Raw genomic sequence first — 23,250 nt, 5'->3', positions numbered from 1 at the left:
TGAACGCACAATCCACGTTGACGCGCGACCACAGCCGACGCCGATGAAAATCCGATGAAAACCATCCGCACCGATATTTCACCCTACATCACGAAGGACGGCTCGCAGATCCGCGAACTAATGCATCCGTCGCTGCACGGCGGGCGCGCACAAAGTCTGGCGGAAGCGACCATACCCGCCGGCACGCGCACCCTGCTGCATCGGCACAGCATGACCGAAGAGCTTTATCACGTGACCGCTGGCCAAGGCAGCATGACCTTGGGCGACGCCCGTTTCGACGTGGCGGCGGGCGACACCGTACTGATTGCGCCGGGCACGCCGCACTGCATCGAAGCCACCGGCGGCCAGGCGCTGGTCATCCTGTGCTGCTGCAGTCCGGCGTATGCGCATGCGGACACCGAATTGCTGGAGGGCGGCACGCCATGAGCGGCAACCTGTTCGACGGTCTGCCTGAAGGCGCGCTTGAAGCGGAGCGCATCAACACCTTGTGCGCCCGGCCCGGCGTGCGCATTGAGCGCATCGTGTCGACCGGCCAGAGCAGCCCGCCCGGATTCTGGTACGACCAGCCGGACGATGAATGGGTGACCTTGCTGAGTGGTTCGGCGGCACTGCGCTTTGCCGACGAGGACTCGCCACGCGTACTCAAGCCGGGCGACTGGATCCTCATCGCGGCGCATCGCCGCCACCGCGTGGACGGCACCGATACCGACGTCGCATCGGTCTGGCTGGCGGTGCATCTGAACCCGCCGGACTGAGAGCTTCAGTCGGCCTTGCCCAGCAGGCCGGCGATGTCCTGCTCGCTCAGCACCTTGCCGGACGACACCAGCTTCCCGTCGATCACCAGCGCCGGTGTCGACATGACGCCATGGGCGGCGATCTCCGCGAAGTCGGTCACCTTGACGATATCCGCCTGCTGGCCCCGAGCATCTAGCGCCTTGCGCGTGTTGCCGGCCAGTTCAATGCACTTTCGGCAACCACCGCCCAGCATCTTGGCAAGCGGCACCGACCACCGCTTGTCCTGACCGAGCAATCCGTTGATCAGGCTGCCCGGTATCCAGTTGTGGATCGCAGCACCGATGCCGTCACCGATCAGGATGTGCAGCCAGACCCGACGGACGATGTCGATGACCTGATCGCGCGCGAAGAGCTGGCGCTCGCGCATGCCCGTCTCGCTGTCCATGAGCTGGATTGAAAATGCTGACCCGCAGGATGACCGACGCCAGCTCCACCGGTGGCGACGAAATCAGGAAGGAGAAAGCACGGTAGAAGCATGACCCGCATGCTCGTTTGCTGAGACGCGCGCGCCTGGTGCGCGATCAGCAACGCGCCTGGACAGACCGGAAGGAGAGTCAATCAGGCATGCCGAAGTCAAGTATGCACTGCGCCACCGGCGCAAAGCTGCGGCGATGGATGGGCGACGGACCATGCTCGCGCAGCGCCGCCAGGTGTTCCGGTGTGGGATAGCCCTTGTGGCGCACGATGCCGTATTGCGGGTAGAGCAGCGCGAGCGCCTTCATTTCTTGATCGCGTCCGGTCTTGGCGAGGATGGATGCGGCGGAAATCGCCGGCTCGCTGGCGTCACCGCCGACGATGGCGCGCGCGGGGATGGCCAGCCCGGGCGGCACGCGGTTGCCGTCGATCAGCACCTCGCACGGCTGCACCACCAGCCCTTCGACGGCTCGCCGCATGGCCAGCATCGAGGCGTGCAAGATGTTCATGCGATCGATTTCCTCGACCGTCGCAAAGCCCACTGCCCAAGCCAGCGCGTGCTCGCGGATCAGCAGCGCCAGCGCCTCGCGCTTCTTTTCGGACAATTTCTTGGAGTCGTTCAGGCCGTCGATCGGCCGCGCCGGATCCAGGATGACCGCCGCCGCATAGACCGGCCCGCACAGCGGTCCCCGGCCGGCTTCATCCACGCCGGCAGCCGTCCATTCGAAGCCGGTCACGGCACCGCCGCCGGCAGATGAGGCAGGATGGCTGCCGCTGCGCGCGCCGCCGTGTCCTGCCTCAGCACGCTGTGGATGCGTTCGAATTCGGCAATCTGCGCGTCGCGCGCCGCGTCATCATCCAGCAGGGTATCGAGCGCGTCCGCCAGTTCGCGTGGCGTGGCGGCGTCCTGCAACCGTTCCGGCACGACGAAGCGCCCCGCCATGATGTTGGGCAGACTGCCCCACGGCTGATAGGCCATGCGCTTCATGATCTGCCAGCTGAGCGCATGCATGCGGTAGGCCATTACGTGCGGCGCGCGACACAGGGCGGCTTCGAGCGTCGCGGTGCCACTGGCCACCAGCGCCACGTCGCAGGCCATCAGCGCGTCGCGTGCGTGACCGAACAGGATGGTGATCGGCAGCTCCCTTGCATTGCAGGTCCACAGCGCCTGTTCGAACAGGGCACGCGTCTCGCGCGTTGCCAGCGGCACAAGGAAGCGCAGCTCCGGATGGCGCTCGTGCAGCAGGCGCGCGGTCTCGATCCAGATGGCTGCGTGATACCGCAGTTCCGACTGCCTGCTGCCCGGCAGCAGCGCGACGATGCGGGCGTCCTGTGGCAGCGCGAGGCGCTCGCGGGCATCGATGCGTTGTGGCAGCGGAGAAATTTCGTCGGCGAACGGGTGACCGACATAGCTGACCGGCACGCCGGCTTTTTCATACAGCGCCGGCTCGAACGGGAACAGGCACAACATGCGCGACACGCTGCGCGCGATGCCCTTGATGCGTCCGCCACGCCAGGCCCAGATCGACGGGCTGACGTAATGGATCGCCGGCACACCGGCATCGCGCATGCGGCGTTCGAGCCATAGATTGAAATCCGGTGCATCGACGCCAATGAAGGCGGCGGGCCGCGTCTGCAGCAGGCGGGCGAGCAGCGCGCGGCGGATGCCAGACAGTTCTCGGTAGTGCCGCAGCACTTCGAAATAGCCGCGCACCGACAGCTTTTCGGCAGGCCACCAGGCGTCAAAGCCAGCGGAACCCATGCGGGGGCCGCCGATGCCGACGAAATCGATATCCGGCCGGACGTCGCGCAGCGCCTTGATCAGGTGCGCGGCCAACTGATCACCGGAAGCCTCGCCGGCGACCATGGCCACCGTGATGCGGGCAGACATTATCGGATGATGCCGCGACCGCCCGAAGCGAGGAAGTCGGACAGCACGGCGACTTCGGGAGTCGCTTTCGCCGCCTCGGCGATGGCCGCCCGGGCGTCGTCCAGGCTCAGTCCTTCGCGGTACAGAGTCTTGTAGGCACGCTTGATCGCCGTGATGGCTTCGCTGCTGTAGCCGCGTCGTCGCAGGCCTTCGCTGTTGATGCCATGCGGCGTCGCCGGCACGCCGTTGGCCAGCACGAAGGGCGGCACATCCTGCAGCACGCTGGAGTGCACGCCGCAGAAGCTGTGTGCGCCCACGCGAACGAACTGGTGCACGCCGGTGAAGCCACCGAGAATGACCCAGTCACCCACATGCACGTGGCCGGCGAGCGCCGTGTTGTTGGCCATGATGGTGTGGCTGCCGACCTGGCAGTCGTGCGCCACATGCACGTAGGCCATGATCCAGTTGTCGTTGCCGACCCGCGTGACGCCGACATCCTGAGTGGTGCCGCAATTCATCGTCACGTATTCGCGCAGCGTGTTGCGGTCGCCGATTTCAAGGCGTGTCGGCTCGCCAGCGTATTTCTTGTCCTGCGGATCGCCGCCAATCGAACAGAACGGGTGTATCAGGTTGTCGCGACCGATCCGCGTGTGGCCGGCGATCACCACGTGCGGGTGCACGCGCGTGCCTGCGCCGATCTCGACATTCGGGCCGACCACGCTGTAGGCACCAATGTCGACGCCGTCAGCCAGCAGCGCCGCGGGATCGACGATGGCAGTCGGATGAACGGTGACTGCCATCAGCTCGGCCGAACCGCACAGAGCAGATCGCACTCGGTCACGACCTGACCATCCACCTTTGCGCGAGCATTGTATTTCCAGATGCCGCGCGAGTGCCGGATCAGGTCGACCTCAAGGATGAGCTGGTCGCCCGCCATGACCGGCTTCTTGAAACGCGTGTTGTCGACGCCGCACAGGTAATAGACCGAATCCGCGTCGGGGGTCGTGCCCAGCGTTTCGAACGACAGGATGGCAGCAGCCTGGGCCAGCGCTTCGATGATCAGCACGCCTGGCATGACCGGATGGTTCGGAAAGTGCCCCGGGAAGAACGGCTCATTGATGGTGACGTTCTTCAGCGCATGGATGTACTTGTTCGCTTCGACGGCGAGCACCCGGTCCACCAGCAGGAACGGGAAACGGTGCGGCAGCGACTTCAGCACCGCGTGGATGTCCATGGATTTCAAGTCAGTCTTCCTTGCTGCTTTGCAGTGATTCGATCTGTCGCTCAAGCGCACGAAGTCGCTCGGCCATGGCGTCGAGCTGGCGGATGCGGACGAAGTTGCGCGACCACTCGGCGTGTTCCATCGACGGCAGCGAGCCGGTGTAGATGCCGGCCTTGCCGATGGACTTGCTGGCGAAACTGACGGCCGACACGACCACGTCGTCGACGATGTCGATGTGACCCATGATGTTCGACGAGCCGCCTATCATGCATCGCTTGCCGATGTGGGTGCTGCCCGCCACGCCGGAACAGGCCGCCATCGCCGTGTGGTCGCCGATGTGTACGTTGTGTGCAATCTGGATCAGGTTGTCGAGCTTCACGCCGTCGCCGATCACCGTGTCGTCCAGCGCACCGCGATCGATGGTGGTATTGGCACCGACTTCCACATCGTTGCCGATGATCACGCGGCCGATCTGCGGAATCTTCACCCAGCTCGCGTCGGCTTCGCGCGCGAAGCCGAAACCATCTGCTCCGATGACCGCACCCGAATGCAGGACGCAGCGCTCGCCGATGACCGAGCGCGGATACAGCGTGACGCGTGCATGCAGCCGCGTGCCGGCGCCGATCGAACACGCCTCGCCGATCACCGATCCGGCACCGATGGATACGCCGGGGCCGATGAACGCACCGGCGCCGATGACCGCACCGGCGGCCACTTCGGCGCTGTCATCGACGTGCGCTGTAGCATCGACCGATGCATCGGCGTGGATGCCGGCGCGCACGGCAGGTTCGGGATTCAGCAGTTGCGCGACGCGCGCGAAATAGAGCGAGGGATTGCGAACCCGGATGTGAGGTCGGTCGAGATTTTCGCCGTCTGCCGGCGATACGATGAAAGCACCGCCGCGGCTTTCATCCAGCGCGCTGCGATACTTTGCCCCTGCCATGAAGGCAATCTGCTGCGGCCCTGCCATGTCGAGAGAAGCAACCTGTTCGATCAACAACCCGGGGTCACCGTGCAGCGTGCCGCCAAGTTGCTCGACCAGAGCGCCAAGTCTGGCTGGCATGCGCCCTTACTTTCCCGAAGGCGGATCTGCGAGCGCCTTCAGCACCTTTTCGGTGATGTCGATACGCTGACTGCGATACACCACTTCCTGAAAGATGATGTCGTACTTTTCGGCCTCCGCAATGACCTTGATCGCCTTGTTGGCGCGATCCAGAACACTGGCCAGTTCTTCGTTGCGCCGCTGATTCAGGTCTTCCCGATATTCGCGCTCGCGGCGCTGCATATCACGAGTGAGCTCGTTGAATTCACGCTCCTTCGCCCGCTTGTCACTTTCGGACAAGGTGACCGCGTTCTTTTCCATGGTCTGCTGCATCGACTGCAGCTGCTTGGCCAGCTTTTCAAGCTCCTGGCTGCGCTTTTCGAATTCCTTCTCCAGCTTCTTCTGCGAACGGACAGCCGGCGCTGCTTCGCGCAGGATGCGTTCCGTATCCACGAAGCCGATCTTCACATCCGTTTCGGCATGCGAGTTCGTCGCCAAACCTATCATCATCATTGAAATCAATGAGATAAAGGCGAAACGTGAGAAAATACTTGACCTGTTCATTCGTGATATTTGAGGTTCAGAAAGTACTGCCGAGCTGGAACTGGAAGCGCTGGAGACGATCCGTGGGTTCCTTGTTGAGCGGTTGCGCGACGCTGAACTTCAACGGCCCCATGGGCGAGCTCCACGCCACGGAAAGGCCCGCACTATAGCGCAAATCGCCCAGGCTCAGCGTATCGCCGGACGCCCACACCTGCCCTGCATCGATGAAAGTACCCAGCCTCAGCGTCTTGTCCTGCGATCCCGGCAACGGGAAAAGAAGTTCGGCGTTGCCGACGATACGTCGATTGCCGCCCACCGTATTGAACAGGATGTTACCGGCGGCGTCGCGATCACGCTCGCCGAGCGACGAGGTCTGGAACCCGCGCACCGAGCCAATGCCACCCGCGAAGTAGTTCTTGTAGAAAGGCAGCGGCTTGTCGTTGTAACCGTCGCCATAGCCGACATCACCGTTGAGCATCAGAACGAAATCCCCGAACAGCGGAAAGTAGCGCTGATGCTGGTAGGACGCCTTGTAGTAACGAAGCGAGCCCGGCGGCAGTGACACTTCGACGTTCACCCGCTGCGTCGACCCCTTGGTCGGGTAGATCACACTGTCACGCGTATCACGTGCCCAGCCTATCGTACCCACCAGCGAGTTGTTCGTGTCACCGAACTCATTGACGAAATTCAGGTAGCGCTGCGGGCTGTTGCTGAAGGTGTCGATCGACGTCTGGTCGACCGCCAGACCGAAGTTGATGCGATCGTCTTCGCGGATCGGGAAGCCCCAGCGCATCCCGGCACCGACCGATGATGTACGGTAGTTGCCGATGCGCAGACGCGACGGATCAACGTTGCGCAAATACACGTCGAAACCGCGCGATATACCGTCCGGCGTGTAATACGGATCCGTGAAGGACAGCGAATAGGTCTTGTTGATGCTGCCGCTGTTCAGGCCGAGCGACAGCGACTTGCCGCTGCCGAACAGGTTCTGCTGCGACACCGAAGTAGACAGGATGAGGTTTTCCGAACTGGAGAAACCCGCGCCGAACGCCAGATTGCCGGTCGGCTTTTCCTTGACGGTGAGATTGACATCGACCTGGTCGGTCGTCCCCGGGACGGCGGGTGTTTCGACGGTGACACCGTCGAAGTAGCCCAGACGGTCAGCCCGCGACTTGGATCGGTTGATCCGTTCGCCGTCATACCAGCTGCCTTCCATCTGCCGGAACTCGCGCCGCACGGCCTCGTCGCGCGTCTTGGTGTTGCCGGCGACGTTGATCCGGCGCACATAGACCCGGCGGCCGGGATCGACGAACACGTTGAACGACACGGTACGCTTTTCGCGGTCCGGTTCCGGCACTGCATTGACGTTGGCGAAGGCATAGCCGTCGTTACCCAGACGGTCACTGATCGCCTTCGTCGTTTCAGTGAGCTTCTTGCGCGAAAAATCGTCTCCGGCATTCAGCTTGACCAGCCCCCGCAATTCCGCTTCGGGAATCAGCAATTCACCTGAAAGCTTGACACCACCGACGGTGTACTTTTCGCCTTCGGTGATCGAAATCGTGATGTAGATGTCCTGCTTGTCCGGCGTGATCGACACCTGGGTCGAATCGACGTTGAATTCGAGATAGCCGCGATCGAGGTAGTGGCTGCGCAGGGTTTCGACGTCGGCGCTCAGCTTCTGGCGCGAGTACTGATTATTCTTGTTGTACCAGCTCAGCCAGTCGCCGGTGCTCTGACTCAGCAGCTTGAGCAGATCTTTTTCCTTGAAGGACTTCGCACCGACGATGTTGATCTGTTTGATCTTGGCGGCAGCACCCTCGTTGATTTCGAAGGTGACGGCCACGCGGTTGCGCTCCAGCGGAGTGGTCGTCGTCTTGACGTCAACCGAGTACAGCCCGCGGGTCAGGTACTGACGCTTCATTTCCTGCTCCGACCGCTCGAGCACGCTGCGGTCGAGGATGCGCGATTCGGCCAGGCCGAAATCCCGCATCGCCTTCTTGATCGTGTCCTTGTCGAATTCCTTCATGCCGATGAATTCGAGCGATGCAATGGCCGGCCGCTCGTCGACGACGACCACCAGCACGTCGCCCTCGACTTCGACCCGCACATCCTTGAAGAAGCCGGTCGCGAACAGTGCCTTGATGGCTTCTGCCGCCTTGTCTTCGGTGAATGTCTCGCCGACCTTGACCGGCAGGTAGCTGAAAACCGTACCCGCTTCGGTGCGCTGGATGCCTTCGACCCGGATGTCCCGCACCACGAAGGGTTCGAAGGCGAACGCATGAGCGGACAACAATCCCGCTAGCAGAGCGGGAAGCAAAAACTTGCGCATGGGGGATTTCAGCGGGCAGTCAACCGAAAAGCCGATTGATATCGTTGTAGAAGGCAAACGCCATGAGCATCAGCAGCAAGGCCAGACCGATCTGCTGGCCGATTTCCATGACTCTTTCAGACACCGGGCCGCCCTTGATAAATTCGACCGTATAGTACATCAAGTGTCCACCGTCCAGCAGCGGCACCGGCAGCAGGTTAAGCACGCCCAGACTGATGCTGATGAGGGCGATGAACTTGATGTAATGCAGCACGCCCATGGCGGCGGACTGTCCTGCATAGTCGGCAATCGTGACCGGCCCGCTCAGGTTTTTCCACGACAGATCGCCGGTGATCATGCGGCCGAATGCCTTGAGGCTGAACAGCGCCGTATCCCAGGTCTGCGTGACCGCAAGACCGAAGGATTCGATCACGCCATGTTGCGCCGTGACGAACAGCCGCTCGCGCAGTCCCTCGGGTGTTTCGGGCGTCACGCCGAGACGGCCGAAACGCTGGCCGCCTTCTTCCACCGCGACGACATCGGCGTTCAGATCAAGCGCGACGCCACCGCGCAGCACCTGGACCACCACCTCGCGGCCGCCCAGTTCGCGGACGACCCCGACCATCGAAGCCCAGTCATCAACCGGCTTGCCATCGATCGCAACGATGCGGTCACCCGGGCGCATGCCGGCCTTGCCGGCGGCACTGTCGGCGGCCACTGTTGCAACGACCGGATCGATGCGCGGCCGGAACAGTGTCAGGCCGGCGCGCTCCATCAGGCTGGCGTCGACTTCGGATCCGATGCCCGACAGGTCAATGCGACGGCTGTTGATTTCGTTGTGCACGCTGATCGTTTCCATCATCAGCGTGCCGCCGTGCAGCGCCGCCTGCGCGACGCTCCAGCGCAGATCCTGGGCGGACACGATGTCCTTGCCATTGATCGAGCGCACCAGTTCGCCTTCGGTCACACCGGCCACCGCCGCTGGCGTGCCGACTGCCGGCGCAGCAAGCAGCGGGCGCAGTTCTTCCATGCCGTTGATGAACAGGCCCCAGTAGATCAGGATGGCCAGCAGGAAATTGGCGATCGGCCCGGCCGCCACGATGGCGAAGCGGCGTCCCACGCTCTGCCGGTTGAAGGCACGCGGAAGTTCCGATGCCGCGACTTCGCCCTCGCGCTCGTCCAGCATCTTGACGTAACCACCGAGCGGAAACAGCGCGATCACCCACTCGGTGCGGTCCGGCCCGACGCGACGCGACAGCAGCGGCCGGCCGAATCCAACGGAAAAGCGCAGCACCTTGACGCCACACAGCCGGGCGATGCTGTAGTGGCCCAGTTCGTGAACCGTGATGAGGATGCCCAGCGCCAGAACAAAGGCGCCGGCGTAAAAGAAGGGGCTCAAGTGCGCGCCCTGATGGCGCGCTGCGCGGTCTGGCGGGCAGCGGCGTCGGCGGCAAAGACGTCGTCGAGTGTGGTGGCAGGCATGTCGGGCAGCGTATCCAGGGTTTCGGCAATCACGTCTGCTATGGCACGGAAACCGAGCCGACGTTCCAGAAAAGCCGCGACCGCCACTTCATTGGCGGCATTGAGAACGGCCGGCGTACCCTGACCTGCGGCCAGCGCCGCAAAAGCCAGTCGCAGACAGGGGAAGCGATCCAGATCCGGGCGTTCGAACACGAGATTGGCCGACATGGCCAGATCGAGCGCGCCGACCCCGGACTCGATGCGTTCCGGCCAGGCCAGTGCATGCGCTATCGGGGTGCGCATATCCGGGTTACCCATCTGCGCCAGTACCGAGCCGTCGACGTATTCGACCATCGAATGCACGATGCTCTGCGGATGGATCACCACATCGATGCGCTCGGCCGCCGTATCGAACAGCCAGTGCGCCTCGATCACCTCGAGGCCCTTGTTCATCATGGTGGCCGAATCGACCGAAATCTTGCGTCCCATTTCCCAGTTCGGGTGCGCACACGCCTGATCAGGCGTCACGTGGTCGAGCTGATCGAGCGGCGTGCAGCGGAACGGACCGCCCGACGCGGTCAGCAGGATACGTCGCACACCTGCCCTGCCCTGCGTCGGCAGGCACTGGAAAACCGCGTTGTGCTCGCTGTCGATCGGCAGCAACGTGGCGCCGTTCGATGCCACCTCGTGCATGAACACCGCGCCGCACATGACCAGGCTTTCCTTGTTGGCCAGCAGGATGCGCTTGCCCGAACGCGCAGCGGCCAGCGTCGGACGCAGGCCGGCGGCACCGACGATGGCTGCCATGACGGTGTCGACCTCGGGCAGCGCAGCGATCGTTTCGAGTGCCTCGCTGCCGTGCATGACTTCGGTCGGCACCCGCCCCGCCAATTTGCCGCGCAAGGCGCTGGCGGCATCGGCGTCCGCCACAACGGCGAGTTTCGGTGCAAAGGCGAGGCATTGTTCGGCCAGCTTGTCGATCTGGCGGTGACCCGACAGCGCAACGACCTCGAAACGATCGGGGTGCCGCGCCACGACATCCAGCGTGCTGACGCCGATTGATCCGGTGGCACCCAGTATGGTCAGTCTGCGCATCACGTCTGCGCTCCGGGAAGTAGGTTGAGCAGGGCAAATCCGATCAGCGGCAAGGTCGCGGTCAGGCTGTCGACGCGGTCGAGTACGCCGCCGTGACCGGGCAGCAGCTGGCTGCTGTCCTTGATGCCGGCCTGGCGCTTCATCATCGACTCGAACAGGTCGCCGACGATGCTGACCGCGGTGAGCAGCAGCAGTATCACCGACCAGACCAGCCAGGCGGGCGTGTCGGCCTCGCCGAACAGCACCGGCTTGATCGCCAGACCGTAGCATTGCACAGCAATCACCGCGCCGAAGGCGCCTTCCCAGGTCTTGCCCGGGCTGATCGCCGGCGCGAGCTTGTGGCGCCCGAATGCGCGACCGGTGAAATACGCGGCGATGTCGGCGATCCACACCACGGCCATCAGCAGCAGCAGCGGCACGAGGCCCTGCGCACGCAGCTGTATGAGCGCCAGCGCAGGGGGCAGCAGCACCACCAGACCGGTCAGTGCCATCCAGAAGCCGGACGGACGCCCGCCCCGCCACATCCAGACCGGAACGATCAGCAGCCAGAACACGATGGCGAGCGCGTGCAGTGCCGAAAGTGGCGCCATGGCTGGCGGCAGCACGCCGACCGGCCCGAAGGCAACCGATGCGGCAGCGGCGACAAGCAGGAAGGTGATGAGGCCGGAGCCGATGGCGCCGCCGGGAGCAAGGCCGCTCAGACGCCCCCACTCCCAACCGGCTAGACCGAGGATGACCGCCACCAGCCAGCCCCAAGCGGTGAGATCGAGCAGGGTCAGTGCAGCGTACAGACCTGCCAGCAATGCGATGGCGGTCAGTACCCGCTGTTTAAGCATGCCGGCCGACCGCGCCGAGCGCGGCTGCGGTGGCAGCCTGCACCTGTTCGCTGGTGCGTCCGAAACGGCGTTCACGCTGCTGGAAGGACGCGATGGCTTCATCGACCGCCGAACCGTTGAATTCCGGCCACAGCTTGTCGGTGAAATACAGCTCGGTATAGGCCAGTTGCCAGAGCAGGAAATTGCTGATTCGCTGCTCGCCGCCGGTGCGGATGAACAGGTCGGGTTCCGGCGCATACGCCATCGCCAGATGAGGGGACAGATCGCTCTCGACGAACCCTTCCCTCCGCAAGGGATTGGCCTTCAGCATGCACTCCGTCGCCTGCAGGATGTCCCAGCGGCCGCCGTAATTTGCAGCAACCGTGAGATTGAGCCCGGTATTGCCGGCAGTCAGCGTTTCCGCGCTGCGGATCATGTCGATCAATCTGGGTTCGAAACGCGAAAGATCACCGATGACGCGCAGCCGTATCGAATTCTCGTGCAGGCGCACAACTTCCTCTTCCAGCGCACGCATGAACAACTGCATCAGGAAGCTCACCTCTTCCGGCGGACGACGCCAGTTTTCGGAGCTGAAGGCGAACAGCGTCAGGTAACCGACGCCGCGCTCGGCGCAGCGCGACACTACAGCGCGCACCGCTTCGACTCCCTTGCGGTGGCCCGCCACCCGCGGCATGAACCGGCGGCGCGCCCAGCGGCCATTGCCATCCATGATGATGGCGATATGTTGGGGAACCGGCAGGTTGCCGCCATCGACCGGCTTGCTGGAGCGCGAGGACACGATGCGGGTTCGGCCTCAGACCGCCATCAGGTCTTGTTCTTTCTGCGCGAGCAGCTTGTCGACCTCCGAAATGTATCGGTCGGTCAGCTTCTGGATGTCGTCCTGCGTACGCCGCTCGTCGTCTTCCGAAATCGTTTTGGCCTTGACGGCGTCCTTGAGCACGCTGTTCGCGTCACGGCGCAGGTTGCGCACCGCGATACGGCCGTTTTCGGCCTCGCCGCGCACCACCTTGATCAGTTCCTTGCGCCGCTCTTCGGTCAGCGCAGGCATCGGCACGCGCACCACGTCGCCCATTGCCGACGGGTTCAGACCGAGATCGGAATCGCGAATGGCTTTCTCGACCACCGGCAACAGCTTCTTTTCCCACGGCTGCACGCCGATGGCGCGTGCATCGATCAGCGTGACGTTCGCCACCTGACTCAGCGGCACCATGGAGCCGTAGTAATCAATCTGGATGTGGTCAAGAATGCCGGTGTGGGCACGTCCGGTGCGCACCTTGCCGAAGTCGGCCTTGAGCGACTCCAGCGTTTTCTGCATCTTCTGTTCTGTGGTTTTCTTCAACTCGGGGATCATGAAGTCGCCTCTTGTTGGAAGTTGCGGCCGCTCGTCGGCAGCCTGTTGAGCCATGGCGAGCGCAAAACACGCACCACTATATATGGACCAGCGTGCCCTCGTCTTCGCCCATCACCACGCGCTTGAGTGCGCCCGGCTTGAAAATGCTGAATACCTTGATCGGCAGTTGCTGGTCACGGCATAACGCGAGCGCTGTGGCGTCCATTACCTTGAGGTCGCGGCTGATTGCCTCGTCGAAGCTGATGCGTTCGTAGCGGGTCGCATCGGGCACCTTCATCGGGTCGGCGCTGTACACGCCGTCAACCTTGGTTGCCTTCAGCACGATTTCCGCCTCGATCTCGCGTCCGCGCAGCGCAGCCGCCGTGTCGGTCGTGAAGAAGGGGTTGCCCGTACCGGCAGCAAAAATGACGACCTTGCCTTCTTCCAGGTAGCGGATCGCCTTGCCGCGGATATAGAACTCGACGACCGGCTCGATGCTCAGCGCCGACTGCACCCGTGCCGCGACACCGGCCTGACGCATCGCATCACCCAGCGCCAGCGCGTTCATCACCGTCGCCAGCATGCCCATGTAGTCGGCAGTGGCGCGATCCATGCCGGCCGCGCCACCCGCCACCCCGCGGAAAATGTTGCCACCGCCAATCACCACGCCCACTTCCACACCCAGGGCACGGATTTCGGCAATTTCCCCGACGATGCGGGCAAGCATGTCGCGGCTGATGCCGTAGTCGTCGTCGCCCATGAGGGCTTCACCCGACAGTTTCAGCAGTATCCGGCGGTAAGCAACAGTCATGCAGGTTCCTTCAGCGTGCTGCAGCGGCTGCAGCGGCCTGCGCGGCCACTTCGGCAGCAAAATCGGTCGTCTTCTTCTCGATGCCTTCGCCGACCAGATACAGCGTAAAGCCGGCGATCTTCGCCGACTTCGCCTTCAGCAGCTGTTCGATGGTCTGCTTGCCGTCATCGGCCTTGACGAAAACCTGACCAAGCAGCGTCACTTCCTTCAGGAATTTCTGCACCGAGCCTTCGGCAATCTTGGTGATCATGTCTTCCGCCTTGCCGGCCTCGCGCGCCTTTTCGATCGCGACGCGACGTTCGGCATCGATCAGGTCGGCCGACACACCGCTTGAGTCGAGTGACTTCGGCTTCGATGCGGCAATGTGCATCGCCAGATCCTTGGCGAGCGCTTCGTCGCCACCGACGACATCGACCAGCACGCCGATCTTCGAGCCGCCATGCACGTAGCTGGCGACCTTGCCTTCGGCGGCAATGCGCACGAAACGGCGGATCGACATGTTTTCACCGATCTTGCCGACCAGTGCGGCGCGCGTTGATTCGACCGTGCCTTCGCCCATCGGCAGCGCCGACAGGGCTGCAACGTCGGCCGGATTGTGCTCGGCGATCAGTTTTGCGCTGCCATTGACCAAGGCGAGGAAATCGTCGTTCTTCGCCACGAAGTCAGTTTCGCAATTGACTTCGACCATCGCGGCAAGCTTGCCGTCGGCCGACAGGTAAAGACCGACGATGCCTTCGGCTGTCACGCGGGCAGCGGCCTTGCTGGCCTTGTTGCCCAGTTTCACGCGGAGGATTTCTTCCGCCTTCTGCAGGTCGCCACCGGCTTCGGTCAGCGCCTTCTTGCATTCCATCATCGGAGCGTCGGTCTTCTCACGCAGCTCCTTGACCATTCCTGCGGTGATTTCCGCCATGCTGAGTCCCGCCTTCCATCTGCTGTTCGTGCAATTCGTCAAACACCCGACGACCGCATGGGCGGCCGTCGGGACGGTTCATCAGGCCTGCGGTTCCGCTTCGGCTTCGACTTCGACGAATTCGTCGTCGCCCTTGAGCTGCGCAACCAGATCCTGGGCGGCGGTGTTGCGGCCTTCCAGGATGGCGTCTGCCACGCCCGATGCGTACAGGCGGATGGCACGGCTCGAGTCGTCGTTGCCCGGAATCACGTAATCCACGCCGAGCGGCGAGTGATTGGTATCGACCACAGCGATCACCGGAATACCCAGCTTGTTGGCTTCGGTGATGGCGATCTTGTGGAAACCGACGTCGATGACGAACAGCGCGTCCGGCAGGCCATTCATGTTCTTGATACCGCCGATGCTCTTCTGCAGCTTGATCAGCTCGCGCTGCAGCACCAGGGCTTCCTTCTTCGGCATGCGTTCCATGCTGCCGTCCTCGACCAGTTGCTCGAGGTCCTTCAAGCGCTTGACCGACAACTTCAGCGTCTTGAAGTTGGTCAGCATGCCGCCGAGCCAGCGCTCGTCGACATACGGCACGCCCGCGCGCTGCGCTTCTTCGGCCACGATCTCGCGCGCCTGACGCTTCGTGCCGACCAGCAGCACAGTGCCCTTGTTGGACGACATCCGGCGGATGAAGGTCATTGCCTCGTTGTAGCGGGCAACCGTCTTTTCCAGGTTGATGATGTGGATCTTGTTGCGATGGCCGAAAATGTACGGGGCCATCTTGGGGTTCCAGAAGCGGGTCTGATGTCCGAAATGGACACCCGCCTCCAGCATTTCGCGCATGGATACGGACATTGAAGTCTCCGATCAGGGTTTAACCTCCGCCCGGCCGTGTTCGCAGCCGCAATTTCCGGCTACGCACCCTATCGGTCGAGCTACCGTATCAACGGCAGCACCGGGCGTGTGGATTTGTCTGACGTACCTGATAGGTACTGGAATCAAACAGCCCACGATTCTAGCAGCCGCAGTGCAACAAACTCAAGCGGTCCGGCACGCCAGCGTTTGCCGCCGTCGTACGCTTCGGCTAACCTGAGCGGTCCCCAAGCGTATTCGAAGAGCTGTTATTCCTATGAGCGTCACCATCAAGACTGCGGAAGAAATCGAGAGCATGCGCGTCGCGTGCAGACTGGCGTCCGAGGTACTCGACTTCATCGAACCGCATGTCCAGCCCGGCGTCACGACCGAAGAACTTGACCGGTTGTGCCATGACTACATGGTGAAAGAGCAGAAAACCATCCCGGCGCCGCTCAACTATGCACCGCCGGGCTACAGCCCGTTCCCGAAGTCAATCTGCACGTCGGTCAATCATGTCGTGTGCCACGGCGTACCGGCCCCGCGTGCGCTGAAGAAGGGTGACATCGTCAACCTGGACATCACGGTGATCAAGGACGGCTTCCACGGCGACACCAGCCGCATGTTCATGGTCGGCAACGAGGTCAGCAAGCAGGCCAGCCGGCTGTGCCAGATCACCTTCGAATGTCTCTGGCTCGGCATTTCCCGCGTCAGGCCGGGCGCGCGCCTGGGCGATATCGGTCACGTGATCCAGCGCCACGCGGAGACAAACGGCTTTTCAGTGGTGCGCGAATTCTGCGGTCACGGCATCGGCCGCAAGTTTCACGAAGACCCCCAGGTGCTGCATTACGGCAAACCCGGAACGGGCATGGAACTGCAGCCCGGCATGATATTCACCATCGAGCCGATGGTGAATGCCGGCCGCGCCGCCGTGTCCGAACTGGCGGATGGCTGGACCATCGTCACGCGCGACCGCACGCTGTCGGCGCAATGGGAACATACAGTCGTCGTGACCGACGAAGGGTACGAGGTGCTCACCTTGTCCGACGGTTGCCCCCTGCCGCCTGCGCTGATCGGCGACGCCCGCGGAGTGGCCTGACCGGTGGACGCACCGGTCGGCACCGACGCGCTGCGCCTGCTTGCGGCCACGCTGCGTGCCGAACTGTCGGCGGCTCAGCAACGCCTGCGTGAAACGTTCGAACGCGACGGCAACAGCCAGCGCCTGCTGCGCGACCGCGCCCGCGCCGTCGATGCCGCCCTGCGCCAGCTCTGGGCGGCAGCCGGCATGCCGCGAACAGCGGCGCTGGTCGCCGTCGGTGGCTACGGTCGCGGCGAGCTGTATCCGGCATCGGACGTCGACCTGCTGTTCCTGACCCCGCCGCAGCTGTCGCCGGACACTGAATCGCGGCTTGAGATGCTGGTCGGCCTGCTGTGGGACATCGGGCTGGATATCGGGCACAGCGTCCGTTCGGTCGGCCAGTGCGTAGACGAGGCGTCGCGCGACATCACGGTCGAAACCACGCTGCTCGAAGCGCGTCTGCTGGCCGGTTCCCGACGCATGTTCCGCGAGCTCAGCCACGCGCTGGCGACCCAGCGTGATCCGGGCAGCTTTTTCAAGGCCAAGCGCCTGGAACAGGACGAACGCCATCAGCGCTACCAGGAGACGCCCTACAGTCTGGAGCCGAACTGCAAGGAAAGTCCGGGCGGGCTGCGCGATCTGCAGGTCATCCAGTGGATCGCGCGCGCCAGCCAGTTCGGCTCGACCTGGGCCGAACTGGCTGCGCGCGGCCTGATCACACCGACTGAATCGCGCCAGTTGCACCGCATCGAACGCTTCATGCGCGACACTCGGGTGCGACTGCACCTGATCGCTCGCCGGCGCGAAGACCGGCTGATCTTCGACCACCAGGAAGCACTCGCTGCAGCGTTCGGCATGCAGGCCACGCCGACCCGGCGCGCCTCCGAAGTGTTCATGCAGCGCTATTACCGCAGCGCAAAGATGATCACGCAGCTGAACACCATCCTGCTGCAGAACATTTCCGCTGCGCTGTTTCCGTCCGACGACACCGTGGTGCAGCCGATCAACGCACGTTTCCAGTCCAGCCGCGAACTGCTCGACGTGGTGTCGGAGGACGTGTTCGAGAACACGCCGAGTGCGCTGCTCGAATGTTTCACGCTGCTGCAGACGCACCGCGAGCTCAAGGGCATGACGGCGCGCACCCTGCGCGGGTTGTGGCGCGCGCGCCGCCTCATCGATGCAAAGTTCCGGCGCGACCCGCAGAACCGCATGCTGTTCCTGTCGCTATTCCAGCAGACGCGCGGCCTGGTGCATGAAATCCGCCGCATGAACCAGTACGGCATTCTCGGCCGCTACCTGCCGGCCTTCGGCCGCATCGTCGGCCAGATGCAGCACGACCTGTTTCATGTATACACCGTCGACCAACACATCCTGCAGGTGATGCGCAACGTGCGCCGCTTCACGATGGCCGAGCACGCGCACGAATATCCGCTGCTGTCGCGTCTGATCACTGCATTCGAACGTCGCTGGCTGCTCTACCTGTCGGCCCTGTTCCACGACATTGCAAAAGGGCGCGGCGGCGATCATTCGAAGCTGGGCATGCACGATGCACGCCTGTTCTGCCTGCAGCACGGCATCGATGCCGAAGACGCCGACCTGGTGGTATTCCTGGTCGAGCACCACCTGTCGATGTCGTCGGTGGCGCAGAAGCAGGATCTGTCCGATCCGGAAACCATCCGTGCCTTCGCCGCGCTGGTGCGCACCGAACGCCGCCTGACGGCGCTGTACGTGCTGACCCACGCAGACATCCGCGGCACCAGCCCCAAGGTGTGGAACGCATGGCGCGGCAAGCTGCTGGAAGATCTGTACTTTTCGACCCTGCGCGTGCTGCAGGGCGAAAGTCCGGGTGCATCCGGCACGCCGGACCGGCAGGAGGAAGCACGCCACCTGCTGCGCTACTTCGGCCTTCGCGAAGGCATCGAGAACGAGTTCTGGGCCAGACTCGACACTGTCTATTTCATGCGGCACGAGGCCGACGAAATCGCGTGGCACACGCGCATGCTCTATTTCCAGGCCAACGCCAGCACGCCGGTCGTCAAGGCACGGCCCAATCAGGTCGGCGACGGCCTGCAGGTGATGGTCTATGCGCCCGACCAACCCGATCTGTTCATGCGGCTGTGCGGCTTCTTCGGCCGGCTCGGCTACAGCATTGCCGATGCCAAGATCCACACCACGACCGACCGGCACGCGCTGGACAGCTTCATTCTGCTCGACCCGAACCGGCATCTGAATTCACGCGACATGATTGCGCTGATCGAGACCGGGCTGGCCGAACGGCTGCAGAACCAGACACTGGCCGAGCAACCGGTCACTGGCCGGCTGTCGCGCGAGGTCAGGCACTTCCCGATCACACCCGAAGTGCTGATCAAGCCGGACGAACGCAAGCAGCACCACATCATGCATGTCACGGCCGCCGACCGTCCCGGCCTGCTCTACTCGGTCGCCCGCGTGCTGGCTGCGCACCACATCAATCTGCACACGGCCAAGATCACCACGCTCGGCGACCGGGTGGAAGACGTGTTTCTCGTTTCCGGTGCAGAGCTCGAAAAAAGCACGACCCTGATCCGGCTCGAGCAGGAACTGCTCGGAGAACTGGCTATCCTCTAGGTGTTGCCGATCAGCGTGGCGCGAGCGAACACCAGGCTCCAGACACGCGATCCAGCCATCGCCCCGTATTCCGCGCAGAGACATTCACAGGCGCCCCCACCCACACCTGCGACACACCCCGCACGAACCGGACCTGACCGTTGAGTTTCTCCACGTACACCCCGCGTCGCCTGTCGCTGCTTGACCGGAGCAAGCCGCTGGCGGTCGCCCTTATCGCGCTGCTGTCCGGACTGGCACTGACCGCCTACATCGCCGATGTCGAGGCTGATCAGATGCTGCAGCGCCAGCGCGATGAAGTGGCGGCACAAATCGGTGTCGTGCGGGCGCGGCTGGAAAGTGAAATCAACAGCGCCGCCCACCTGTCACTCGGTCTGGTCAGCTATGTCGCGGCCAACCCCACCATCACCAGCAATGCTTTCAACCGGGCGAGCGAACGCATGCTGGCCTATGGGCGCCACGTGCGCAGCATTGCGCTGGCGCCCGACAATGTGCTGAGCTTCGTCAATCCGCTTGCCGGCAATGAAGCAGCGCTGGGCCTGCGCTATCTGGACCATCCGGCGCAACGCGATGCGGTGCTCAAGATGATGGAAAGCCGACGCTTCGTGCTCGCCGGCCCACTCGAGCTGGTGCAGGGCGGCGTCGGACTGATCAACCGCTTTCCGATCTACCTGCCCGCGGGAGAGGGCCGCCCTGAAAAGTACTGGGGACTGGCGTCCATCGTGCTGCGCTTTGACACCCTGCTCAAGGCGAGCGGTCTGCTCGACGCCAACCAGAACGTCCGCTATGCCCTGCGCGGTCGCGATGGTCTGGGCGCGGCCGGCGAGGTCATCCATGGCGACGCGGATGTGTTCAGCCTCGATCCGGTCAAGGTCGACGTCGTGCTGCCGGACAACGCGCGCTGGCAGCTGGCTGCCGTACCGGTCGGCGGCTGGCGCGGCGCGTTGCAGGAAACCCGCGTCATCAGCATCTGGATGGCCGGCAGCCTGATTTCTCTTGCGATCGCAGGCTTGCTCGGTCTCGGGCAGCTGCAGATCCGGCGCATCCGGCTGAGAGACGCCGATCTGTCGCTGGCCGCCAGCGTGATCCAGAGTTCGAACGAAGCGATCGTGGTGACCGACGAAGGGGATCGCATCGTGTCGGTCAATCCTGCGTTTTCGAAACTCACCGGACAGGCGCGTGAAGCGGTGCTCGGCAAGCTGGCGTCAGCCGTGGTGTCGACGCCCTACGAAGCGTCGAGTCACGCGTCTTTCGTCGAGCGCATCGACGCCGGTGGCGACTGGTCGGGCGAACTCGACGATCGGCGCGCCGATGGCGAAATCTATCCGAAGCGGCTCAGCATCTATCCGGTCAGCAATCTGAAGAGCGGCATCGTCCACTACGTACACTCGTTCAGTGACATCAGCGAACGCAAGGCCGCCGAACGCAAGATCCATCATCTGGCTCACCACGACGTGCTCACCGGACTTCCGAACCGCCTCAGCCTGCAGGGCCGCATGGAACAGGCCATGTCCGAAGCGCGCCGGCACGGCACGCTGATCGCCGTGATGATGATAGACATGGATCACTTCAAGGACATCAACGACACGCTGGGTCATCACGTGGGCGACGCGCTGCTGGTCGATGTGGCGCAGCGGCTGCTGTGCTGTGTGCGCCTCAGCGATGTGGTGGCGCGGCTGGGCGGCGACGAATTTGTCGTGCTGGTGACCGACATGGCGTCCACGCTCACGGCTGCCGCCGTTGCCGAGAAGATCGTGTCGGCGCTTTCGGCACCCTACCAGGTCGAGGCCTACCGGCTGCACTCGACGCCCAGCGTCGGCATCGGCGTATTCCCGAACGACGGCACCTCGGTCGATACCCTGCTGCGCAACGTCGACACCGCGATGTACCACGCCAAGGCAGCCGGGCGGAACAACTACCAGTTCTTCGACCAGAGCATGTCCGCCAATGCGAGCGAGCGACTGGCCCTGCAGGGCAGCCTGCACCACGCAATCGAAACGCGCCAGTTCGTGCTGCATTACCAGCCACAGATCGAAATCGCCAGTGGCCGGCTGGTCGGCGTCGAGGCGCTCGTGCGCTGGCAGCATCCCGAGCGCGGCCTGGTGCCGCCGAACAGCTTCATTCCGATCGCCGAAGAAAGCGACCTCATCATCAAGCTCGGCGAATGGATTCTGCAGGAGGCCTGCTGGCAGCTGAGCCGCTGGAAGGACCAGGGCCTGATGCTGCGGGTATCGGTCAATCTGTCGGCGCGCCAGTTGCGCTCGAAGAACCTGCTGCATCAGGTCGAAGACACCCTGATCCGCCATGACCTGCGCCCGGGCGAGCTCGAACTGGAAATCACCGAAAGTGTGGCCATGGACAACCCGGACGCCACGCTTCGCATGCTTGGCCAGTTGCGCGAGCTGGGCGTCGAGCTGGCAATCGACGATTTCGGAACCGGCTACTCATCGCTGAGCCATCTGAAACTGATGCCGCTGCAACGCCTGAAGATCGACCGCTCGTTCGTGAAAGACATCGAAAGCGATCCGGACGATGCGGCCATCTGCGCCGCAACGATCAGCCTGGCGCAGCACCTCGGGCTCAGTGTGGTGGCGGAAGGCGTGGAAACGGAGGCCCAGTTCGCCTTCCTTGGTAATCTGGGCTGCGAATGCGTGCAGGGCTATCTGTTCAGCAAGCCACTGCCGGCCGCCGAATTCGAGGCGTGGGCCGCGCAGCGCGCCGCCGCTCAATCGTCGCTGGCTTCCTGATCGGGAAACAGCACGTCGGTAAAGCCGAATCGAGTGAAGTCATGCACCCGCATCGGGTACAGCACGCCATCGAGATGGTCGCACTCGTGCTGCACCACCCGGGCGTGAAAGCCATCGACCTCGCGCTCGATCAACATACCCTGCGGATCGAAGCCGCTGTAGTGCAGCCGGGCATGACGCACCACGACGCCACGCAGGCCGGGCACCGAGAGGCAGCCTTCCCAGCCCTCCTCCATATCCTTGCCAAGCGGTGTCAGTACCGGATTGACCAGCACCGTGAATGGCACGACCGGCGCCTCCGGGTAGCGCACCGACGGTGAGCCGCCGAACACCACGACGCGCAGGTCGGCGCCAATCTGCGGCGCCGCAAGTCCGGCGCCGTCGGCCGCCTGCATGGTGTCGATCAGGTCCTGCACCAGCGCATCGAGTTCCGGGCAGCTGAAGCGCCTGACCGGCTGCGCCACGCGCAGCAGTCGCGGGTCACCCATGCGCAGGATGTCGCGGATCATGCGCACTCCCCGTTCGCGCACAGGGCTTCGAGCAGGCGGCGAACGCGCGTCATCGCCTCCTGCAGCATGTCCTCGATGGCCGACATTTCGATGCCGTGCAGCGAATCGCCGCGACCGGCTGCGTGATTCACCACCACATTGATCGCCGCGTAGGCGAGGCCGGCCTCGCGCGCCAGCGCCGCTTCGGGCATGCCGGTCATGCCGACGAGGTGCGCGCCGTCGCCCTCCAGCCGGTTGATTTCCGCCGCTGTCTCCAGGCGCGGGCCCTGGGTCGCCGCGTAGACTGCGCCGTCGACGACCTGCTCGCCGGCCCGCGCGGCCGCATCGAGCAGCGCCCTGCGCAGGGCGGCGTCATACGGCTGCGTGAAATCGATGTGCTTCACCTGTCCATCGTGGCCATCGAAGAACGTGCTGTGACGGCCCCAGGTGTAGTCGATGATCTGGTCCGGTACGACCAGCGTGCCCGGCCCGAGGTCGGCGCGGATGCCGCCGACCGAGGCGACCGACACGATGCGCACCACGCCGACGCTGCGGAGCGCCGAAATGTTGGCGCGGTAATTCACCCGGTGCGGTGCAATGGTGTGGCCGTACCCGTGGCGTGCGATGAACACCAGATCGCGCCCGGCCAGGCGGCCGAAGGTCAGCGGACCGGACGGCTCGCCATAAGGCGTACGCACGACTTCGCGACGGGTGACGTCAAGATTGGCCAGCTGCGTCAGACCGCTGCCGCCGATGATCGCCAGCATATGTGCACTCCTTTATTCCGGGTCATCCAGTCTATCAGGCAAGAAAAGCCCGGCTTTCGGGTTTGTCCTGGCGGCATCACGGAACGGCGATC

23 protein-coding genes are annotated in these 23,250 nt (G+C 63.7%); 5 read left to right on the top strand and 18 right to left on the bottom strand.

Annotation, left to right across the window (positions count from 1 at the left end):
• The first annotated feature begins 54 nt into the window (after positions 1–54).
• Together Q8R75_RS05545 and Q8R75_RS05540 are read left to right on the top strand one after the other, a co-directional pair.
• Positions 55–426, top strand: coding sequence for a cupin domain-containing protein (locus tag Q8R75_RS05545; protein WP_305612229.1), 372 nt, complete (start codon positions 55–57; stop codon positions 424–426).
• Entirely contained in the window at positions 423–755 is a 333-nt protein-coding gene (locus Q8R75_RS05540) for a cupin domain-containing protein (RefSeq protein WP_305612224.1), read from the top strand. Before Q8R75_RS05545 ends, Q8R75_RS05540 begins: the two co-directional genes overlap by 4 nt.
• Positions 756–760: 5 nt before the next feature.
• On the opposite strand, the gene Q8R75_RS05535 is transcribed toward Q8R75_RS05540, so the two are convergent.
• From Q8R75_RS05535 to rpsB, 16 genes are all read right to left on the bottom strand, one after another.
• Positions 761–1,180 carry an MTH895/ArsE family thioredoxin-like protein gene (locus Q8R75_RS05535; RefSeq protein WP_305612222.1) on the bottom strand — a complete coding sequence of 140 codons (420 nt, stop codon included), beginning with the start codon at positions 1,178–1,180 and terminating at the stop codon, positions 761–763.
• A 169-nt stretch (positions 1,181–1,349) separates the two neighbouring features.
• Positions 1,350–1,946 (bottom strand): ribonuclease HII, encoded by a 597-nt coding sequence (gene rnhB, locus Q8R75_RS05530; protein ID WP_305612221.1) that lies wholly within the window; start codon positions 1,944–1,946, stop codon positions 1,350–1,352.
• Entirely contained in the window at positions 1,943–3,100 is a 1,158-nt protein-coding gene (lpxB, locus tag Q8R75_RS05525; RefSeq protein WP_305626349.1) for a lipid-A-disaccharide synthase, read from the bottom strand. Before lpxB ends, rnhB begins: the two co-directional genes overlap by 4 nt.
• A complete protein-coding gene (gene lpxA / locus Q8R75_RS05520; RefSeq protein ID WP_305611281.1) occupies positions 3,100–3,879 on the bottom strand; it encodes an acyl-ACP--UDP-N-acetylglucosamine O-acyltransferase in 780 nt (259 codons plus the stop codon). The genes lpxB and lpxA overlap by 1 nt, the downstream gene beginning before the upstream one ends.
• Positions 3,879–4,313, bottom strand: a complete 435-nt coding sequence (gene fabZ, locus Q8R75_RS05515; protein WP_069037473.1) for a 3-hydroxyacyl-ACP dehydratase FabZ — start codon at positions 4,311–4,313, stop codon at positions 3,879–3,881. Before fabZ ends, lpxA begins: the two co-directional genes overlap by 1 nt.
• A gap of 10 nt (positions 4,314–4,323) precedes the next feature.
• Positions 4,324–5,364 carry a UDP-3-O-(3-hydroxymyristoyl)glucosamine N-acyltransferase gene (gene lpxD / locus Q8R75_RS05510; protein ID WP_305663536.1) on the bottom strand — a complete coding sequence of 347 codons (1,041 nt, stop codon included), beginning with the start codon at positions 5,362–5,364 and terminating at the stop codon, positions 4,324–4,326.
• A gap of 6 nt (positions 5,365–5,370) precedes the next feature.
• Positions 5,371–5,892, bottom strand: a complete 522-nt coding sequence (locus tag Q8R75_RS05505; protein WP_305626398.1) for an OmpH family outer membrane protein — start codon at positions 5,890–5,892, stop codon at positions 5,371–5,373.
• Between the two features lie 31 nt (positions 5,893–5,923).
• Positions 5,924–8,215: an outer membrane protein assembly factor BamA gene (gene bamA, locus Q8R75_RS05500; RefSeq protein ID WP_305613238.1), complete on the bottom strand. Its 2,292-nt coding sequence runs from the start codon at positions 8,213–8,215 to the stop codon at positions 5,924–5,926.
• Between the two features lie 19 nt (positions 8,216–8,234).
• Entirely contained in the window at positions 8,235–9,593 is a 1,359-nt protein-coding gene (rseP, locus tag Q8R75_RS05495) for an RIP metalloprotease RseP (RefSeq protein WP_305613237.1), read from the bottom strand.
• A complete protein-coding gene (gene ispC / locus Q8R75_RS05490) occupies positions 9,590–10,750 on the bottom strand; it encodes a 1-deoxy-D-xylulose-5-phosphate reductoisomerase (RefSeq protein ID WP_305613236.1) in 1,161 nt (386 codons plus the stop codon). The genes rseP and ispC overlap by 4 nt, the downstream gene beginning before the upstream one ends.
• A complete protein-coding gene (locus tag Q8R75_RS05485; RefSeq protein ID WP_305613235.1) occupies positions 10,750–11,586 on the bottom strand; it encodes a phosphatidate cytidylyltransferase in 837 nt (278 codons plus the stop codon). The genes ispC and Q8R75_RS05485 overlap by 1 nt, the downstream gene beginning before the upstream one ends.
• A complete protein-coding gene (gene uppS, locus Q8R75_RS05480) occupies positions 11,579–12,364 on the bottom strand; it encodes a polyprenyl diphosphate synthase (RefSeq protein ID WP_305613234.1) in 786 nt (261 codons plus the stop codon). The genes Q8R75_RS05485 and uppS overlap by 8 nt, the downstream gene beginning before the upstream one ends.
• 15 nt (positions 12,365–12,379) lie before the next feature.
• Positions 12,380–12,937 (bottom strand): ribosome recycling factor, encoded by a 558-nt coding sequence (gene frr, locus Q8R75_RS05475; protein WP_257093359.1) that lies wholly within the window; start codon positions 12,935–12,937, stop codon positions 12,380–12,382.
• A 76-nt stretch (positions 12,938–13,013) separates the two neighbouring features.
• Entirely contained in the window at positions 13,014–13,727 is a 714-nt protein-coding gene (gene pyrH, locus Q8R75_RS05470; protein WP_305613233.1) for a UMP kinase, read from the bottom strand.
• Between the two features lie 10 nt (positions 13,728–13,737).
• Positions 13,738–14,637, bottom strand: a complete 900-nt coding sequence (gene tsf / locus Q8R75_RS05465) for a translation elongation factor Ts (protein ID WP_305613232.1) — start codon at positions 14,635–14,637, stop codon at positions 13,738–13,740.
• An 81-nt stretch (positions 14,638–14,718) separates the two neighbouring features.
• A complete protein-coding gene (rpsB, locus tag Q8R75_RS05460; RefSeq protein WP_305613231.1) occupies positions 14,719–15,477 on the bottom strand; it encodes a 30S ribosomal protein S2 in 759 nt (252 codons plus the stop codon).
• A gap of 274 nt (positions 15,478–15,751) precedes the next feature.
• Here rpsB and map point away from each other — a divergent pair, with 274 nt between their 5' ends.
• From map to Q8R75_RS05445, 3 genes are all read left to right on the top strand, one after another.
• Entirely contained in the window at positions 15,752–16,573 is an 822-nt protein-coding gene (gene map / locus Q8R75_RS05455) for a type I methionyl aminopeptidase (protein ID WP_305613230.1), read from the top strand.
• Between the two features lie 3 nt (positions 16,574–16,576).
• Positions 16,577–19,159 (top strand): [protein-PII] uridylyltransferase, encoded by a 2,583-nt coding sequence (locus Q8R75_RS05450; protein ID WP_305626341.1) that lies wholly within the window; start codon positions 16,577–16,579, stop codon positions 19,157–19,159.
• Positions 19,160–19,299: 140 nt separating this feature from the next.
• Entirely contained in the window at positions 19,300–21,903 is a 2,604-nt protein-coding gene (locus Q8R75_RS05445) for an EAL domain-containing protein (protein WP_305615056.1), read from the top strand.
• Here the strand turns inward: Q8R75_RS05445 and Q8R75_RS05440 are convergent.
• Positions 21,882–22,412: a peptide deformylase gene (locus Q8R75_RS05440; RefSeq protein WP_305663535.1), complete on the bottom strand. Its 531-nt coding sequence runs from the start codon at positions 22,410–22,412 to the stop codon at positions 21,882–21,884. The genes Q8R75_RS05445 and Q8R75_RS05440 overlap by 22 nt on opposite strands.
• Positions 22,409–23,158: an S-methyl-5'-thioinosine phosphorylase gene (locus Q8R75_RS05435; RefSeq protein ID WP_305615060.1), complete on the bottom strand. Its 750-nt coding sequence runs from the start codon at positions 23,156–23,158 to the stop codon at positions 22,409–22,411. The genes Q8R75_RS05440 and Q8R75_RS05435 overlap by 4 nt, the downstream gene beginning before the upstream one ends.
• Between the last annotated feature and the right edge of the window lie 92 nt (positions 23,159–23,250).

Origin of the sequence: Methyloversatilis sp. (genome assembly GCF_030696805.1) — a bacterium.
GTDB lineage: Bacteria > Pseudomonadota > Gammaproteobacteria > Burkholderiales > Rhodocyclaceae > Methyloversatilis.
The sequence above is the reverse complement of the archived record's forward strand: the minus strand, read 5'-3'. Positions and strand labels throughout refer to the sequence as shown.

Bases quoted from the DNA above. Each gene is read 5' to 3' on its own strand.
- Q8R75_RS05545 (WP_305612229.1), top strand. From the start codon at position 55: ATGAAAACCATCCGCACCGATATTTCACCCTACATCACGAAGGACGGC.
- Q8R75_RS05540 (WP_305612224.1), top strand. From the start codon at position 423: ATGAGCGGCAACCTGTTCGACGGTCTGCCTGAAGGCGCGCTTGAAGCG.
- Q8R75_RS05535 (WP_305612222.1), bottom strand. From the start codon at position 1,180: ATGGACAGCGAGACGGGCATGCGCGAGCGCCAGCTCTTCGCGCGCGAT.
- lpxB (WP_305626349.1), bottom strand. From the start codon at position 3,100: ATGTCTGCCCGCATCACGGTGGCCATGGTCGCCGGCGAGGCTTCCGGT.
- lpxA (WP_305611281.1), bottom strand. From the start codon at position 3,879: ATGGCAGTCACCGTTCATCCGACTGCCATCGTCGATCCCGCGGCGCTG.
- fabZ (WP_069037473.1), bottom strand. From the start codon at position 4,313: ATGGACATCCACGCGGTGCTGAAGTCGCTGCCGCACCGTTTCCCGTTC.
- lpxD (WP_305663536.1), bottom strand. From the start codon at position 5,364: ATGCCAGCCAGACTTGGCGCTCTGGTCGAGCAACTTGGCGGCACGCTG.
- bamA (WP_305613238.1), bottom strand. From the start codon at position 8,215: ATGCGCAAGTTTTTGCTTCCCGCTCTGCTAGCGGGATTGTTGTCCGCT.
- ispC (WP_305613236.1), bottom strand. From the start codon at position 10,750: ATGCGCAGACTGACCATACTGGGTGCCACCGGATCAATCGGCGTCAGC.
- Q8R75_RS05485 (WP_305613235.1), bottom strand. From the start codon at position 11,586: ATGCTTAAACAGCGGGTACTGACCGCCATCGCATTGCTGGCAGGTCTG.
- frr (WP_257093359.1), bottom strand. From the start codon at position 12,937: ATGATCCCCGAGTTGAAGAAAACCACAGAACAGAAGATGCAGAAAACG.
- pyrH (WP_305613233.1), bottom strand. From the start codon at position 13,727: ATGACTGTTGCTTACCGCCGGATACTGCTGAAACTGTCGGGTGAAGCC.
- tsf (WP_305613232.1), bottom strand. From the start codon at position 14,637: ATGGCGGAAATCACCGCAGGAATGGTCAAGGAGCTGCGTGAGAAGACC.
- rpsB (WP_305613231.1), bottom strand. From the start codon at position 15,477: ATGTCCGTATCCATGCGCGAAATGCTGGAGGCGGGTGTCCATTTCGGA.
- map (WP_305613230.1), top strand. From the start codon at position 15,752: ATGAGCGTCACCATCAAGACTGCGGAAGAAATCGAGAGCATGCGCGTC.
- Q8R75_RS05440 (WP_305663535.1), bottom strand. From the start codon at position 22,412: ATGATCCGCGACATCCTGCGCATGGGTGACCCGCGACTGCTGCGCGTG.
- Q8R75_RS05435 (WP_305615060.1), bottom strand. From the start codon at position 23,158: ATGCTGGCGATCATCGGCGGCAGCGGTCTGACGCAGCTGGCCAATCTT.